Source organism: Streptomyces sp. HNM0574, assembly GCF_012726235.1.
In the GTDB taxonomy this organism is placed as follows: Bacteria; Actinomycetota; Actinomycetes; order Streptomycetales; family Streptomycetaceae; genus Streptomyces.
In genome coordinates, this window is sequence record NZ_JAASAH010000003.1 from 419,169 (window position 1) to 433,662 (window position 14,494).

Here is a 14,494-nt window from a genome sequence, read left to right on the forward strand (position 1 = left end):
TGCGAACTGCCATGCTTCGATTTCTCACCCGCCGCTTCGCCGGCGCGATCGTGATCCTGCTGGTCATCAGCGCGGTCACGTTCTTCCTCTTCTACGCCGTGCCCCGCGATCCGGCGATGCTCGCGTGCGGCAAGAACTGCACCCCCGACGCCCTTGAGGTCATCCGCAAGAGCATGGGGATCGACAAGCCGGTTCCTCAGCAGTACCTCGACTTCATGGTCGGCATCTTCCAGGGCCGCGACTTCGCCCAGGGCCCGTGCAACGCGCCCTGCTTCGGCTACTCCTTCGCGAGCCAGGACCCGGTCTGGGAGACCATCCTCGACCGCTTCCCGACGACCGTCTCGCTGACCCTCGGCGGCGCCGCCGTCTTCCTCTTCATCGGTCTCGGCGCGGGCATGCTCGCCGCCTGGAAGAAGGGTTCGCTGCTGGACAAGGTGGCCAGCACCGGTTCCCTGGTGCTGAGTTCGCTCCAGATCTACTTCATCGGCCCGCTCGCGCTGGCGCTGTTCGTCTACAACCTGAACCTGCTGGACCAGCCCAAGTACGTGCCGATCACCCAGGATCCGGCGGGCTGGTTCATGGGGCTGCTCATCCCCTGGTGCGTCATCCAGATCATCTTCACCGCCAACTACACGCGTCTGTCCCGCTCCTCGATGATCGAGCAGCTCCAGGAGGACCACGTACGGACGGCCAAGGCGAAGGGCATGTCGTCCAGGACGGTGTTCTTCCGCTACGCCTGGCGCGGCTCGCTGATCCCGATCGTCACGATCTTCGGCGTCGACATGGGCTCGCTGATCGGCGGCGCGATGATCACCGAGTGGACGTTCTCGCTGCCGGGGATCGGACGCCTGGCCGTGGAGTCCGTGCAGAACACGGACCTGCCGATGGTGATGGGCGTGATGCTCTTCTCCGCCTTCTTCATCATCTTCTTCAACGTCATCGTGGACGCCGCCTACGCGTTCATCGACCCGCGCGTACGCCTCTCCTAGGAGCACCAGTTGAGCACCCCGACCAAGGAAGCGGACGTTCCCGGGCCGCGCGAGGCGGACTCCGGCGGCGCGTTCCTCTCCGTACGCGACCTGCGCGTGCGCTTCGACACCGAGGACGGCACGGTCAAGGCCGTCGACGGGCTCACCTTCGACCTGGAGCGCGGGAAGACGCTCGGGATCGTCGGCGAGTCCGGCTCCGGCAAGTCCGTCACGAACCTGTCGATCCTGGGCCTGCACAACCCCAGGACGACCGAGGTCACCGGCGAGATCGTGCTGGACGGCCAGGAGTTGACGCGGGCCCGCGAGAAGCAGCTGGAGACGCTGCGCGGCAACAAGATGGCGATGATCTTCCAGGATCCGCTGACCGCGCTCTCGCCGTACTACACCGTCGGCCGCCAGATCGCCGAGCCGTACCGCAAGCACCTGGGCGTCTCCAAGCGGGAGGCGCACCTGCGGGCCGCCGAGATGCTCGACAAGGTCGGCATCCCCAACGCCAAGCTGCGGGTGAACGACTATCCGCACCAGTTCAGCGGCGGCATGCGCCAGCGCGCGATGATCGCCATGGCGCTGGTGTGCAACCCCGACCTGCTGATCGCCGACGAGCCGACCACGGCCCTCGACGTCACCGTCCAGGCGCAGATCCTCGACCTGCTCAAGGACCTCCAGCAGGAGTTCGGTTCGGCGATCATCTTCATCACCCACGACCTCGGGGTGATCGCCAACGTCGCCGACGACATCCTCGTGATGTACGGCGGCCGGGCCGTCGAACGCGGCAGCGTGCGCGAGGTGCTGCGCTCACCGCAACACCCGTACACCTGGGGCCTGTTGAGCTCCATGCCCCGGCTGAACAGCAACGTCGACGAGACGCTCAACCCGATCCACGGCACCCCGCCCAGCCTGCTCAACCCGCCGCCGGGCTGCCCCTTCCACCCGCGCTGCGAGCAGAAGGACCAGGTCACCGGCGCCGCCTGCGACGGCGAGCGCCCGGCGCTGCCCGAGGGGCGCGGCGCGGCCTGCCATCTGACGGCGGAGCAGAAGCAGTCCATCTTCATCGAGCAGATCAAGCCCCGGCTCGTCTAGGCCGAGGCTGGGGAGAGACACACCATGGGCGACAACACCACCCTGACCAAACCGGTGGAGTCCGCGCCGGGCACCGGTGAGCCGCTGCTGGAGGTCGAGGGCCTCACCAAGCACTTCCCGATCATGGGCGGCTTCCCGGTCAAGCGGAAGGTCGGCGCGGTCCAGGCCGTCGACGGTCTCGACCTCACCGTGCACGCGGGCGAGAGCTTCGGCCTCGTCGGCGAGTCCGGCTGCGGCAAGTCGACGACGGGCCGGCTGCTGACCCGGCTGCTGGAGCCGACCGCCGGGCGGATCAGCTACGCGGGACGGGACATCACCCACGCCAAGCGGAAGCAACTGGCGCCGGTCCGCTCGGAGATCCAGATGATCTTCCAGGACCCGTACTCCTCGCTGAACCCCCGGATGACGGTCGGCTCGATCATCGGCGGGCCGATGGAGGTCAACGGCATCAAGCCGCCGGGCGGCCGCGAGCGCCGCATCCGGGAACTGCTGGAGACCGTCGGCCTCAACCCCGAGCACTACAACCGCTTCCCGCACGAGTTCTCCGGCGGCCAGCGCCAACGCATCGGCGTGGCCCGCGCGCTGGCCCTGGAGCCGAAGCTGATCGTCGCCGACGAGCCGGTCTCGGCGCTGGACGTCTCCATCCAGGCGCAGGTCGTCAACCTGCTCCAGGAGGTGCAGCGCGAGCTGGGCATCGCGTTCGTCTTCATCGCCCACGACCTGGCCATCGTCCGGCACTTCTCGCAGCGGCTCGCGGTGATGTACCTGGGGAAGATCGTCGAGGTCGGCGACCGGGAGTCGCTCTACACCCGCCCCCGCCACCCGTACACGCACGCCCTGCTCTCCGCCGTGCCGGAGGCCGTGCTGAGCGAGGACGACGAGGCCGGCGAGCGGGAACGCATCCGCCTCGCCGGTGACGTCCCCTCCCCCATCAACCCGCCCTCGGGCTGCCGGTTCCGCACCCGGTGCTGGAAGGCGCAGGACAAGTGCGCGACGGAGGAGCCCCCGCTGGTCCGGATCTCCGGCAGCACCGAGGGCCACCTCACCGCCTGCCACTTCCCCGAGGAGGGCTCCACCACCGCCCGCGAGGAGGACATCGTCCTCGACACGGCCCTGAGCTGAGCGCCCCGTCGGGGGGCGCGGGGAACTGCGCGAACGGCCACGGCGTACGGGGTGGTCCGGTGACGGCAGTCGGGCACCCCGCGCCGTGGAAAGGGGCGCGGGGAACTGCGCGACCAGCCACGGCGTACGGGGTGGCCGACGACGGCGATTGAGCACCCCGCGCCGTGGCTGAGGCGCTGCGCTTGCCAGCCCTGCGCCTACGGCGCAGACCTCCCAAGCGGGGCGGGTCCGCGAAAAGGGGCGCGGGGAACTGCGCGAAAACCCCAGCCCCGACACACCCGCGCCCCGCGACGGACCCCCGGAAGCCCCTACTCGCCGTCCCCCGACGGCAACTCCCCCGCGAAGTGGCAGGCCGACGGATGCCGCGCCGGCCCGGCGACGTGCTCGAACCCCTCCGGCACCACCAGCGCCGGATCCTCCACCACACACCGCTGCTGCGCCTTCCAGCACCGCGTCCGGAAGTGGCAGCCGGACGGCGGATCCGCGGGCGAGGGCACGTCCCCCTCCAGCACGATCCGCGTCCGCGCCTCCCCCGCCACCGGGTCCGGCACCGGCACCGCCGACAGCAGCGCCTGCGTGTAGGGGTGCGTGGGGTGTTCGTAGATCTCGCTCTCGCTGCCGATCTCGACGATCCGCCCGAGGTACATCACGCCGACCCGGTCGGAGATGTGCCGGACGACGGACAGGTCGTGCGCGATGAAGATGTAGCTCAGGTCGAACTCGTCCTGGAGCCGCTCCATCAGATTGACGACCTGCGCCTGGACGGACACGTCCAGCGCCGAGACCGGCTCGTCCGCGACGATCACCTCGGGCCGCAGCGCCAGCCCGCGCGCGATCCCGATCCGCTGCCGCTGCCCGCCGCTGAACTGGTGCGGATACCGGTTGATGTACTCCGGGTTGAGGCCGACGACCTCCAGCAGCTCCCGCACCCGCCGCCGCCGGTCCCCCTTGGGTGCGACCTCGGGGTGGATGTCGTACGGCTCACCGATGATGTCGCCGACCGTCATCCTCGGGTTGAGCGAGGTGTACGGGTCCTGGAAGACCATCTGGATGTTGCGGCGTACGGCCTTGAGCGCCTTGCCCGAGAGCCCGGTGATGTCCTCGCCCTTGTAGCGGATCTCCCCCGAGGTCGGCTTCTCCAGGTGTGTGACGAGCTTGGCGACGGTCGACTTGCCGCAGCCGGACTCGCCGACGAGCCCGAGCGTCTCCCCCCGCCCCAGCGTGAAGGACACCCCGTCGACGGCCTTGACGGCGCCGACCTGCCGCTTGAGCACGATGCCCTGGGTGAGCGGGAAGTGCTTGACCAGATCGCGTACTTCGAGGATCGGCTCCGCGCCCGCGAGCACGTTCTCGCCGCGGCTCTCGGCCGGCAGGGCCCGCGCGGCGCCGTCCCCGATGCGGGTCTCGCCGCGGCCCGTCGCGTCACGGTGCATCGGGCATCTCCTTCCAGAAGTGGCAGGCGCTGCTGCGTCCCGGGCCGACCTCGTACAGCGGCGGTTCCTCCACGCGGCAGCGTTCCCTGGCCATCGGGCAGCGGGGGTTGAAGGCGCAGCCGGGCGGGATCGCGAGCAGGCTGGGCGGCAGGCCCTTGATGGCGTTGAGCTGCTGCCCCTTCTGGTCGACGCGCGGGATCGAGTCGAGCAGGCCCTTGGTGTACGGGTGCGCGGGCGCCCGGTACAGCTCGCGGACGGGCGCGTTCTCGACGATCCGGCCCGCGTACATCACGGCGATCTTGTCGGCGACGTCGGCGACGACCCCGAGGTCGTGGGTGATGAGGATCAGCCCCATCCGGTACTCCCGCTGGAGGTCCGCGAGCAGCTCCATCACCTGTGCCTGGACGGTCACGTCGAGCGCGGTCGTCGGCTCGTCCGCGATGATCAGGCGGGGTTCCAGCGCGAGCGCCATCGCGATCATGATGCGCTGCCGCATGCCGCCGCTGAACTGGTGCGGGTAGTCGTCCACCCGCTTCGCGGAGCCGGGGATGTGGACGCGGTCCATGAGTTCGACGGCCTTGGCCCTGGCCTCTTTCCGGGAGGCGCCGCGGTGCACCCGGTACATCTCACCGAGCTGGTAGCCCACGCTCAGTACGGGGTTGAGGGCGGAGAGCGCGTCCTGGAAGATCATCGCCATCCGCGCGCCGCGTACCTTGCGCCGCGCCTCCTCCGGAAGCCGGAGCAGGTCCTCCCCCTCGAAGCGGATCTCGCCGCCGGTGATCCGTCCCGGCGGCATGTCGAGGATGCCCATCACGGCCTGCGCGGTGACGGACTTGCCGGAGCCGGACTCACCGAGGACGGCCAGCGTCTCGCCCTCGTCGACGGTGTAGCTGACGCCGTTGACGGCCCGGGCCACCCCGTCCCGGGTGTGGAACGCGACGTGCAGGTCGCGTACGTCGAGCAGGGGCACCTGCGCTCACCTCAGCTTGGGATCGAGGGCGTCGCGCACGGCGTCGCCGAGCATGATGAAGGCCAGCACGGTGATGCTCAGCGCGGCGGCGGGATAGAGCAGGATGTGCGGCGCGTTGCGGAACTGCATGCCCTGGGAGGCGTCGGAGATGTCCGCGCCCCAGGACACCGTGGGCGGCTGGAGCCCGACCCCGAGGTAACTGAGCGTCGCCTCGAGGGAGATGTACGTGCCGAGCGCGATGGTCGCGGTGACGATGACCGGCGCGACGGCGTTCGGCAGGATGTGCCGCACCAGCATGCGCGCGTTCCCCGCGCCGAGCGCCCGCGCCGCCTGCACGTAGTCGTTCTGCTTGGCGGAGATGACGGAGCCGCGCGCGATCCTGGCGATCTGCGGCCAGCCGAGCAGCACGATGAAGGAGATCACCGTCCACACCGAGCGGCTGCCGGTCATGGAGAGGAACACCAGGCCGCCGAGCATGATCGGGATGCCGAAGAAGATGTCGGTGATCCGCGAGAGCACCGCGTCCCACCAGCCGCCGAAGAAGCCCGCGAGCCCGCCGAGCACGCTGCCGACGAGCGCGACGCCGACGGTGGCGAAGACGCCGACGGTCACCGAGGTGCGCGCCCCGTAGACGACCCGCGTGTAGACGTCGCAGCCCTGGGTGTCGAAGCCGAACCAGTGACCGGGTTCGGCCGGGTCGAGGGACTTCTCCAGCCGGCAGCTGAGCGGGTCGCGGCTGGCGATCAGCGAGGGCCACAGCGAGATCAGGACGAGGAAGACGATCAGCAGCCCGGCGATCAGGAAGACCGGGTTGCGGCGCAGGTCGTGCCAGGCGTCCGACCACAGGCTGCGCGCCCGGCCGCCCGCCGGGGCTCCCCCGGGGCCGCCGGGGCCGGAGGGTCCGGTGGGGCCGGCCGGGGCGCCGAGGCTGCCGCCCTCGGCGGAGGCGATGTCGAGGGCGCCGCCGGAACCGCCGATCGCGGGCGGGCCGCCGGGGGCCTGCTGGTTCTGCGGCGTGGTGTCACCCATAGCGGATCCTCGGGTCGAGCACGGCGTAGAGGAGGTCGACGAGCAGGTTCGCGAGCAGGAAGACGATCACGAGGATGGTCACGAAGCCGACGACGGTCGGCGAGTTCTGCCGCACGATGCCCTGCCAGAGCTGGAAGCCGACGCCCTGGATGTTGAAGATGCGTTCGGTGACCAGCGCCCCGGCCATCAGGTTGCCGACGTCCGTGCCGAGGAAGGTGACCACGGGGATCAGCGAGTTCCGCAGCAGGTGCCGGACGGTCACCCGGCTCCGCGGCAGCCCCTTGGCCACGGCGGTGCGGACGTAGTCGGCGCGGGCGTTCTCCGCGATCGAGGTGCGCGTCAGCCGGGTGACGTAGGCGAGCGAGACGAGGGCCAGTACCAGCCCGGGGACGATGAGCTGGCCGATCGGCGCCTCCGGTGTGACGGCCGGCTGGATCCACCCCCACTTCACCCCGAGCAGGAACTGCAGCAGCGTCCCCGTCACGAACGTCGGTACGGAGATGACGACGAGGGTCAGCATCAGCACCGAGGTGTCGACGGGCCTGCCGCGGCGCAGGCCCGTCAGCACACCGAGGGTGAGGCCGATGACGATCTCGAAGACGATGGCGACGATCGCGAGCCGGACGGTGATGGGGAAGGCGGTCCGCATCAGCTCGATGACGGGCTGCCCGTTGAAGGCGTTCCCGAAGTCACCGGTGAAGATGTTGCCCAGATACAGCACGTACTGCTGCCACACCGGTTTGTCGAGGTTGAATTCCGCGCGGAGCTGCGCCGCCGTCGCCGGGTCGGGGGCCCGGTCGCCGAACATGGCGTTGACCGGGTCCCCGACCGCGTACACCATTACGAAGATGATCAGCGTGGTCCCGATGAAGACCGGGATCATCTGGAGCAGTCGTCGGATGACGTAGCGCCCCACGTGTCGTCACTTCACCTTGATGTCGGTGAAGACCGGCACCGAGAACGGGTTCAGCTTCACGTCGCTGACGCGGTCCGAATAGCCGGCGTTCCCGTTCTGGTACCAGAGCGGAATGGCGGGGAGGTCGGCCAGGACGAGTTTCTCGGCCTCCTGGAACTTCCGCACGGCTTCCTTCTCCTCCGAGCTGTTCGCCTCGTCCATGAGCTTGTCGACACGCGGGTTGGAGTAGCCCGCGTCGTTGGAGGAGGCGTCCGTGTAGTACAGCGGCTGGAGGAAGTTCTGGATGAGCGGGTAGTCCATCTGCCACCCGGTGCGGAACATGCTCTTCATCTTCTTGCCGGAGACGTTCTTGCGGAACTCGCCGAAGGTGGGCACCGGTTCGACGCTGCACGCGTTGCTCTTGCCGAGCGTGTTGTTGATGCTGTTGCAGACCGCGTCCATCCACTGCCGGTGCGAGCCGGTGTCGACGTTCGAGGTGAGCGTCACCTTGCCGCCGGGCAGGCCGCCGCCCTTCTGGATCAGCTGCTTGGCCTTCTTCGGGTCGTAGGTGCAGGTCTCGCCGCACAGGCCCGGCTTGTAGCCGCCGTCCTTCTTGAGCACCGGCGAGGTCAGGTCCGTCGCGGGCTCGCGGGTGCCGTGGTAGATCTTCTCGGTCACCTGCTCGCGGTTGATGGCCATCGACAGGCCGCGGCGGACGAGCTTCGCCTTGTCGCTCTTCCACTCGTCCCGGTAGAGCGGGAAGGAAATGGTCTGGGTGATTCCCGCGGGCTGGTTGATGTAGCGCCCGTCGAGATCCCGTTCCGCGTTCTTCAGCTGCCCGGCCGGGAGTTCGTCCATGACGTCCAGGTTTCCTGCCTGGATGTCGGTGTAGCCGGTGTTCTGGTCGGTGTAGACCTTCAGCTCGACGCCCTTGTTCTTCGGCTTGTCCTCACCGGCGTACTCGTCGTTCACCGACAGCCGCATCGACTGTCCCTTGGTGTACGAGTCCACCTTGTACGGGCCGTTCCCGACGGGCTTCTGGAGCCAGCCGTCGTGGTCCTCGAAGAACTTCTCCGGGAGCGGCACGAACGCGTTGTATCCGAGCGTCTCGGGCCACAGCGAGAATTTCTGGTTGAGCTTCACCGTGAAGGTCCGGTCGTCCTTGACCTTCAGCCCCGACATGGTCTTCGCGGTGGGCTTCGCGCCCTCCTTCTCGGGGTGCACGTCCTCGTATCCCTCGATGTACTCGAAGAAGTACGAGTTGACCTGCTTGTTGGTGACGAGCGCGCCGTAATTCCACGCGTCCACGAAGGACTTGGCGGTGACGGGCGTCCCGTCGGAGAACTTCCAGCCCTTCTTGAGTTTCACCGTGAAGGTCTGCTGGTCGTCCGTGGTGATCGAGTCGGCGACGGCGTTCTCGGCCTTGCCGGTCTCCGGGTCGTAGCGCTTGAGTCCCCGGAACGTCATGTCGAAGACCTTGCCGCCCTGCACCTCGTTGGTGTTGGCGGGCTCCAGCGGGTTCTGCGGATCCGTCCAGAACGCCCGTACGACGCCGTCCGACGAGCCCGCCCCGCCGCTGCCGCCCCCGCCGCAGCCCGCAGCGGCCAGGCTGAGGGCCGCGACGCATCCGGCGGCCCAGGTCACACGCGTGGCTCTGCGCATGCGGTGCCTCCTCGATCCTGATGACATGACTCATCCTGAGATAACACTCGATGTCCCGGATCCCGGCGGTCCCACGGCGTCCGCCCGCGAGAAACCCCCGACTGCCACTCCCCCTTCGCGTACGCGGCCGGAAGGGCGTACGCGAAGGCGCCGCGCACACGAAAGGAGGGGCCGCGCCGGATCGGCGCGGCCCCTCCTCGGGTGCGGTCGCGGTGCCGGGGGCCCGTGGCCCCGCGGCGGTGGCGGTGGTTACCGCTTGGCGCGGGAGGCGGCGCGGGCGCGCTCCCGGGCGTCCAGGTTGACCTTGCGGATGCGAACGGTGTCCGGGGTGACCTCCAGGCACTCGTCCTCGCGGCAGAACTCCAGGGACTGCTCCAGCGAGAGCTTCCGCGGCGGCACCAGGTTCTCCGTGGTGTCGGCGGAGGCCGCACGCATGTTGGTGAGCTTCTTCTCCTTGGTGATGTTCACGTCCATGTCGTCGGAGCGCGAGTTCTCGCCGACGAGCATGCCCTCGTAGACCTCGGTGCCCGGCTCGATGAAGATCGTGCCGCGCTCCTGGAGGTTCATCATCGCGAACGGGGTCGCGACGCCGGAACGGTCGGCGACGAGGGAGCCGCTGCGGCGGGTGCGGATGTCACCGAACCAGGGCTCGTGGCCCTCGAAGATGCTGTGCGCGATGCCGGTGCCGCGGGTCTCGGTGAGGAACTCCGTGCGGAAGCCGATGAGGCCGCGCGCGGGGACGATCCACTCCATGCGGACCCAGCCGGAGCCGTGGTTCGTCATGGTCTCCATGCGGCCCTTGCGGCTGGCCATCAGCTGCGTGATGGCGCCCATGTGCTCCTCGGGCGCGTCGATCGTCATGCGCTCGACGGGCTCGTGGACCTTGCCGTCGATCTCGCGGGTGACGACCTCGGGCTTGCCGACGGTCAGCTCGAAGCCTTCCCGGCGCATCGTCTCGACGAGGATCGACAGCGCGAGCTCACCGCGGCCCTGGACCTCCCAGGCGTCGGGGCGCTCGGTCTTGAGGACCTTGAGCGAGACGTTGCCGATGAGCTCCTTGTCGAGCCGGTCCTTGACCATGCGCGCGGTGAGCTTGTGGCCCTTGCCGCCCTTGCCGACCAGCGGCGAGTTGTTCGTACCGATGGTCATGGAGATCGCGGGCTCGTCGACCGTGATCAGCGGCAGGGCGACCGGGTTCTCCGGGTCGGCCAGCGTCTCGCCGATCATGATGTCGGGGATGCCGGCCACGGCGCAGATGTCGCCCGGGCCCGCGGACTCGGCGGGCTTGCGGGTGAGGCCGTGCGTCATCAGCAGCTCGGTGATGCGGACGTTGCTGACGCTGCCGTCCCGCTTCATCCAGCCGACGGTCTGGCCCTTCTTCAGGGTGCCGTTCTTGACGCGCAGCAGGGCGATACGGCCGAGGAAGTTGTCCGCGTCGAGGTTGGTGACGTGCGCCTGGAGCGGGGCCTCCTCCTCGTACACCGGGGCGGGGACGGTCTCCAGCAGGGTGCTGAAGAAGGGCTCCAGGTTGTCGCTGTCCTGCGGGACGGTGCCGTCCTCGGGCTGGGTCAGCGAGGCGACGCCGTCGCGGGCGCAGGCGTAGACGATCGGGAACTCGATCTGGTCCTCGTCCGCGTCCAGGTCGAGGAACAGGTCGTAGGTGTCGTCGACGACGGCCGAGATGCGGGAGTCGGCGCGGTCGGTCTTGTTGATGCACAGGATGACCGGGAGCCGCGCGTCGAGCGCCTTGCGGAGCACGAACCGGGTCTGCGGCAGCGGGCCCTCGGAGGCGTCGACGAGCAGGACGACCGCGTCCACCATCGACAGGCCGCGCTCGACCTCGCCGCCGAAGTCGGCGTGGCCCGGGGTGTCGATGATGTTGATGACGGTGGGTGCTCCGCCGTCCTTGGGGTGGTACTTGACCGCGGTGTTCTTGGCGAGAATGGTGATGCCCTTCTCGCGCTCCAGGTCATTGGAATCCATCATGCGGTCGTCGACGGACTCCAGCTGGTGCGCGGCGAAGGTGCCGGACTGCTTGAGCATGGCGTCGACCAGGGTGGTCTTGCCGTGGTCGACGTGAGCAACGATGGCGACATTCCGAATGTCATTGCGCGTGGGCATGCTGCGGCGCTTCTCCCGAAGTCGTGGGTGGGGCGCGCGGTGCGTTTCTGCGATGGGTCCGCGCCCTGCCGGGCTGATTCTCGCCGCGGCCTCGTCAACCATGGTAAGGGCCCGGAGCGCAAGCGCCGCTCCGGGCCCGTTCCGATGCGGTCCGTCCGACCGCGGACCGCGTCCGGCCGCCTACTTCTGGTAGCCGATGTCCTGGTAGCGGGGGGTCTGGAAGCCGAAGGCCCCGGCGTTCACGACGGAGTCCTTCGTGGCCACCAGCTGCGGACGCTGGTACAGCGGCACCGAGCCCGCCGCGGCCCAGATCCGCGCGTCCGCCTTCTTGAGCAGGTCCTTGCGGGCGCCCTCGTCCAGCTCGGAGGCGGCCTCGTCGAAGAGCTGGTCGATCTGGTTGGTGCCGACGCGGGTGTAGTTCTGTTCGACGAGCAGCGAGCCGTCGCCCGCGGCGCGCGGCTTGGCGAAGATCGGGCGGGCGTCGGTGGCCGGGTAGGCGGTCGCGGGCCAGGAGAAGAGGGCCAGGTCGTAGTCGCCGGCGGCGACGTGGTCCTTGAAGAAGCTCTCCGCGGGGACCTGCTTGATCTGGGTCCGGATGCCGATGCCGTTCAGCATCGACGCGATCTTCTCGCCGGTCTGCCGGACCTGGTCGGAGCCGGGTCCGCTGGGCAGGACGAAGCGGAGCGCGAGCGGCTTGCCCTCCTTCATCCGCACCGCCTCGGCCTCACCGCCCGCGAGCAGCCGCAGTTCGTCGGCCGTGGAGCGCACCCCGCCGGCCTGCTTCAGCGCGCTGGTGGCCGCCTTGATCTCCGACTCCGAGCCGCTCTCCTCGGCCGCGGCGAGCCGGGCCCGCGCGGCCTGCGTGAGCAGCCCCGCGTGCTGGGACGAGGCGGAGGCGGCGAGCGAGAGCGGCTTGTCGGTGACGCGGTCGATCTGGGCGGCGCTCAGCCGGACCGCCGACTTCTCGGCCTCCATCCGGTACGGGGGACGCTGCGGGCCTGCCTGGGCGCCGGTCGCGGAGGCGGCGCCGGAGGCGGTGCTGTCCTCGCCCTTGGCACCCTTGCCGCTCTTCTCCTCGCCCGCCTTGGCCGGGCCCGGGTTCGGCTTGCCCGGTTCGGCGGGGCCGCCCGTCCAGCCCGCGTCGGCGAGCAGGGACTGCGCGGACTCGATGTCCTCGCCGCCGATGGCCGCGCTGTTGTCCGCGTAGCCGTCCTGGTCCCGCATCCGCAGGTGGCTGCCGAGCGGTTCGTGCGGCAGGCCCGTACCGCTCAGGGCCTCCTTGGCCAGGGAGTTGCGGTCGAGGGCGCGGGCGACGGCGCGGCGGACGCGCTCGTCGGAGAGCGGGCCCTCGGCACCGTTCAGGGCGAGCTGGGTGTACGCGGGGCCGAGGGCCTTGCGTACGGAGAAGCCCTCCAGCTTCTGCTGCTCGGCGAGGTACTGGCGCCGCTTCTCCCGCTGCACCCGCGCGGTCTCCTCAGCCTCGGCGCGGGCCTGCGGCGTCATCCGCTGCTCGGCCCAGGCGCCCAGGGAGGCGGCGGCCCGGCCACCCGCGACGCCGGTCACGCCCGCGAGGGCGGCCGACGCCGGGGCGGCGTGCGCGGGCCCGCCGGGCGAGGTGTCGCCGTTCTTCCCCTCCGCGTTCTTCCCGTCGCCGTTCTTGCCCGAGGAGTTGGCGCCCGAGACGCGCTGCGCGGTGGAGCTGTTGACCTCGGCGAGGTCGAGCTCGCCCGCCAGCAGCGCGGCCTGCCGCTTCTCGCGCGGTACGGCCTTCAGTTCGATCCGGTCCAGCTTGGCGCGGTCGCCCCACCACTTGGGGTTCCGCTCCAGCGTGACGCCGCCGCTGTCCGCGGAGACGGTCTTGACCCGGAACGGCCCCGCGGAGACCGGCAGCGCGGTGCGGACGCCCTCGTTGAACGCCTTAGGGCTGCCCGTCACCGACTTCGGGTAGAGCGGGGTGAACAGTGACTGCCAGTCGGCGTAGGGCTTGGCGAAGGTCACCTCGACGGTGTGCGCCTCCTTGCCCCTGCTGACCTTCTGGATGCGCTCGTACCCGGTGTTGCGCGCGCTCCAGTAGCTGCTGTTCCTGCCGTTGAGCGCCTTGGCCTGGGCGGCGAAGTCCTCGGCGCCGATGGCCCGGCCGTCGCTCCAGCGGGCCTTCGGGTTGAGCTTGTAGACCACCTTCTGCTTCGGCTCGCGCTCGGTGATCTCGGCGGACTCCACGAAGGCGGGGTCCGGTTCGGGGCGCGCCTTCTCGTCGAGGCGGAAGAGGGAGGGGAGGGTCGCGCCGGCGATGCGGTCGGTGGCGGCGTCGGCGGAGGGCTGGAACGCGTTGAGCGTGCTGGGCACCTCGTCGATCGCCCACTTCAGCGTGCCGCCGGAGGCGACCTGCGCGCGTTCGGTGTCCCGTACGTCCCTGGCCGCGCCGCTCGCGCCGCTGCCCGAGGAGTCGTCCGAGCTGGAGCTGCACGCGGCAAGCGGCAGCAGCGCACCGGCCACGATGAGGGCGACGGCGCGCCGCGAGGCGGTGTCGATGGCTGGCATGGCTGAAACCTCCAGAGCTGACCGCATGCTCACGTCCTGTGCGCTTTTCGCGGCAATTGGCGTTTCATCACATCTATCGCCCGCGGAAAGGGAGCCAGAACCGGGACACCTCCATCCAGCGGCCGACGCCACCCGACCGGAGCACGCGGAGCCCGCGCGCCGCCCGGCTCACTCCTCCTTGAGGCGCTTCATCGTCAGGTGCGAGTCGACGCGGGAGACCGCCCGGTGACCCATGACCTTCGTGATGAGGAACCGCTCGTACGCCTCGTGGTCGGGGACGGCGACGCGGATGAAGTAGTCGGGGCGGCCGAACATCCGCCGGAACTCGACGACTTCGTCGTACGACTGCACCGTGTCCTCGAACTCCTCCACCGTGCTGAGGTTGTTCACGCCGATCTCCACGGCGACCACCACCTCCACCCCGCGCCCGGCCGCCACCGGGTCCACGCGGGCGCGGTAGCCGGTGATGATCCCGGCGTCCTCCAGCCGCTTCACGCGGCGCAGGCAGGGCGGCGGCGTCAGGCCGACCCGCTTGGCCAGCTCGACGTTCGAGAGCCGGCCGTCCTGCTGTAGCTGATACACAATTTCGCGATCCAGGTCATCCATGCCCACATCATTGCGCACGGGGGCTGAAACTGGGTAGCAATCGGTA

Annotated in this window: 11 protein-coding genes; 3 read left to right on the forward strand and 8 right to left on the reverse strand. The window is 69.7% G+C overall.

Annotated elements, in window-relative coordinates; genetic code table 11:
• Positions 1–11 precede the first annotated feature (11 nt).
• Genes HCC30_RS08610 through HCC30_RS08620 form a run of 3 tightly spaced genes read left to right on the forward strand, consistent with a single transcriptional unit; the run spans position 12 to position 3,191 of the window.
• Positions 12–989: an ABC transporter permease gene (locus HCC30_RS08610; RefSeq protein ID WP_169441726.1), complete on the forward strand. Its 978-nt coding sequence runs from the start codon at positions 12–14 to the stop codon at positions 987–989.
• A 9-nt stretch (positions 990–998) separates the two neighbouring features.
• Positions 999–2,069: an ABC transporter ATP-binding protein gene (locus HCC30_RS08615; protein ID WP_169441727.1), complete on the forward strand. Its 1,071-nt coding sequence runs from the start codon at positions 999–1,001 to the stop codon at positions 2,067–2,069.
• Between the two features lie 24 nt (positions 2,070–2,093).
• A complete protein-coding gene (locus HCC30_RS08620; protein ID WP_169441728.1) occupies positions 2,094–3,191 on the forward strand; it encodes an oligopeptide/dipeptide ABC transporter ATP-binding protein in 1,098 nt (365 codons plus the stop codon).
• A 308-nt stretch (positions 3,192–3,499) separates the two neighbouring features.
• Here the strand turns inward: HCC30_RS08620 and HCC30_RS08625 are convergent, their stop codons facing one another.
• From HCC30_RS08625 to HCC30_RS08660, 8 genes are all read right to left on the reverse strand, one after another.
• Positions 3,500–4,624, reverse strand: a complete 1,125-nt coding sequence (locus HCC30_RS08625; protein ID WP_169441729.1) for a dipeptide ABC transporter ATP-binding protein — start codon at positions 4,622–4,624, stop codon at positions 3,500–3,502.
• Entirely contained in the window at positions 4,614–5,594 is a 981-nt protein-coding gene (locus HCC30_RS08630) for an ABC transporter ATP-binding protein (protein ID WP_169441730.1), read from the reverse strand. The genes HCC30_RS08625 and HCC30_RS08630 overlap by 11 nt, the downstream gene beginning before the upstream one ends.
• A gap of 6 nt (positions 5,595–5,600) precedes the next feature.
• The gene (locus HCC30_RS08635) at positions 5,601–6,623 is read right to left on the reverse strand and encodes an ABC transporter permease (protein WP_169441731.1); all 1,023 of its coding nucleotides are present in this window, start codon (positions 6,621–6,623) and stop codon (positions 5,601–5,603) included.
• Entirely contained in the window at positions 6,616–7,539 is a 924-nt protein-coding gene (locus HCC30_RS08640; protein WP_169441732.1) for an ABC transporter permease, read from the reverse strand. The genes HCC30_RS08635 and HCC30_RS08640 overlap by 8 nt, the downstream gene beginning before the upstream one ends.
• Positions 7,540–7,545: 6 nt before the next feature.
• A complete protein-coding gene (locus HCC30_RS08645) occupies positions 7,546–9,180 on the reverse strand; it encodes an ABC transporter substrate-binding protein (RefSeq protein WP_169441733.1) in 1,635 nt (544 codons plus the stop codon).
• 249 nt (positions 9,181–9,429) lie between these two features.
• A complete protein-coding gene (gene typA, locus HCC30_RS08650) occupies positions 9,430–11,301 on the reverse strand; it encodes a translational GTPase TypA (protein WP_169441734.1) in 1,872 nt (623 codons plus the stop codon).
• A gap of 180 nt (positions 11,302–11,481) precedes the next feature.
• Positions 11,482–13,842 (reverse strand): ABC transporter family substrate-binding protein, encoded by a 2,361-nt coding sequence (locus tag HCC30_RS08655; protein ID WP_169441735.1) that lies wholly within the window; start codon positions 13,840–13,842, stop codon positions 11,482–11,484.
• Positions 13,843–14,010: 168 nt separating this feature from the next.
• On the reverse strand, positions 14,011–14,448 hold the full coding sequence (locus HCC30_RS08660) for an Lrp/AsnC family transcriptional regulator (protein WP_169441736.1): 438 nt from the start codon (positions 14,446–14,448) through the stop codon (positions 14,011–14,013).
• Positions 14,449–14,494: the final 46 nt, after the last annotated feature.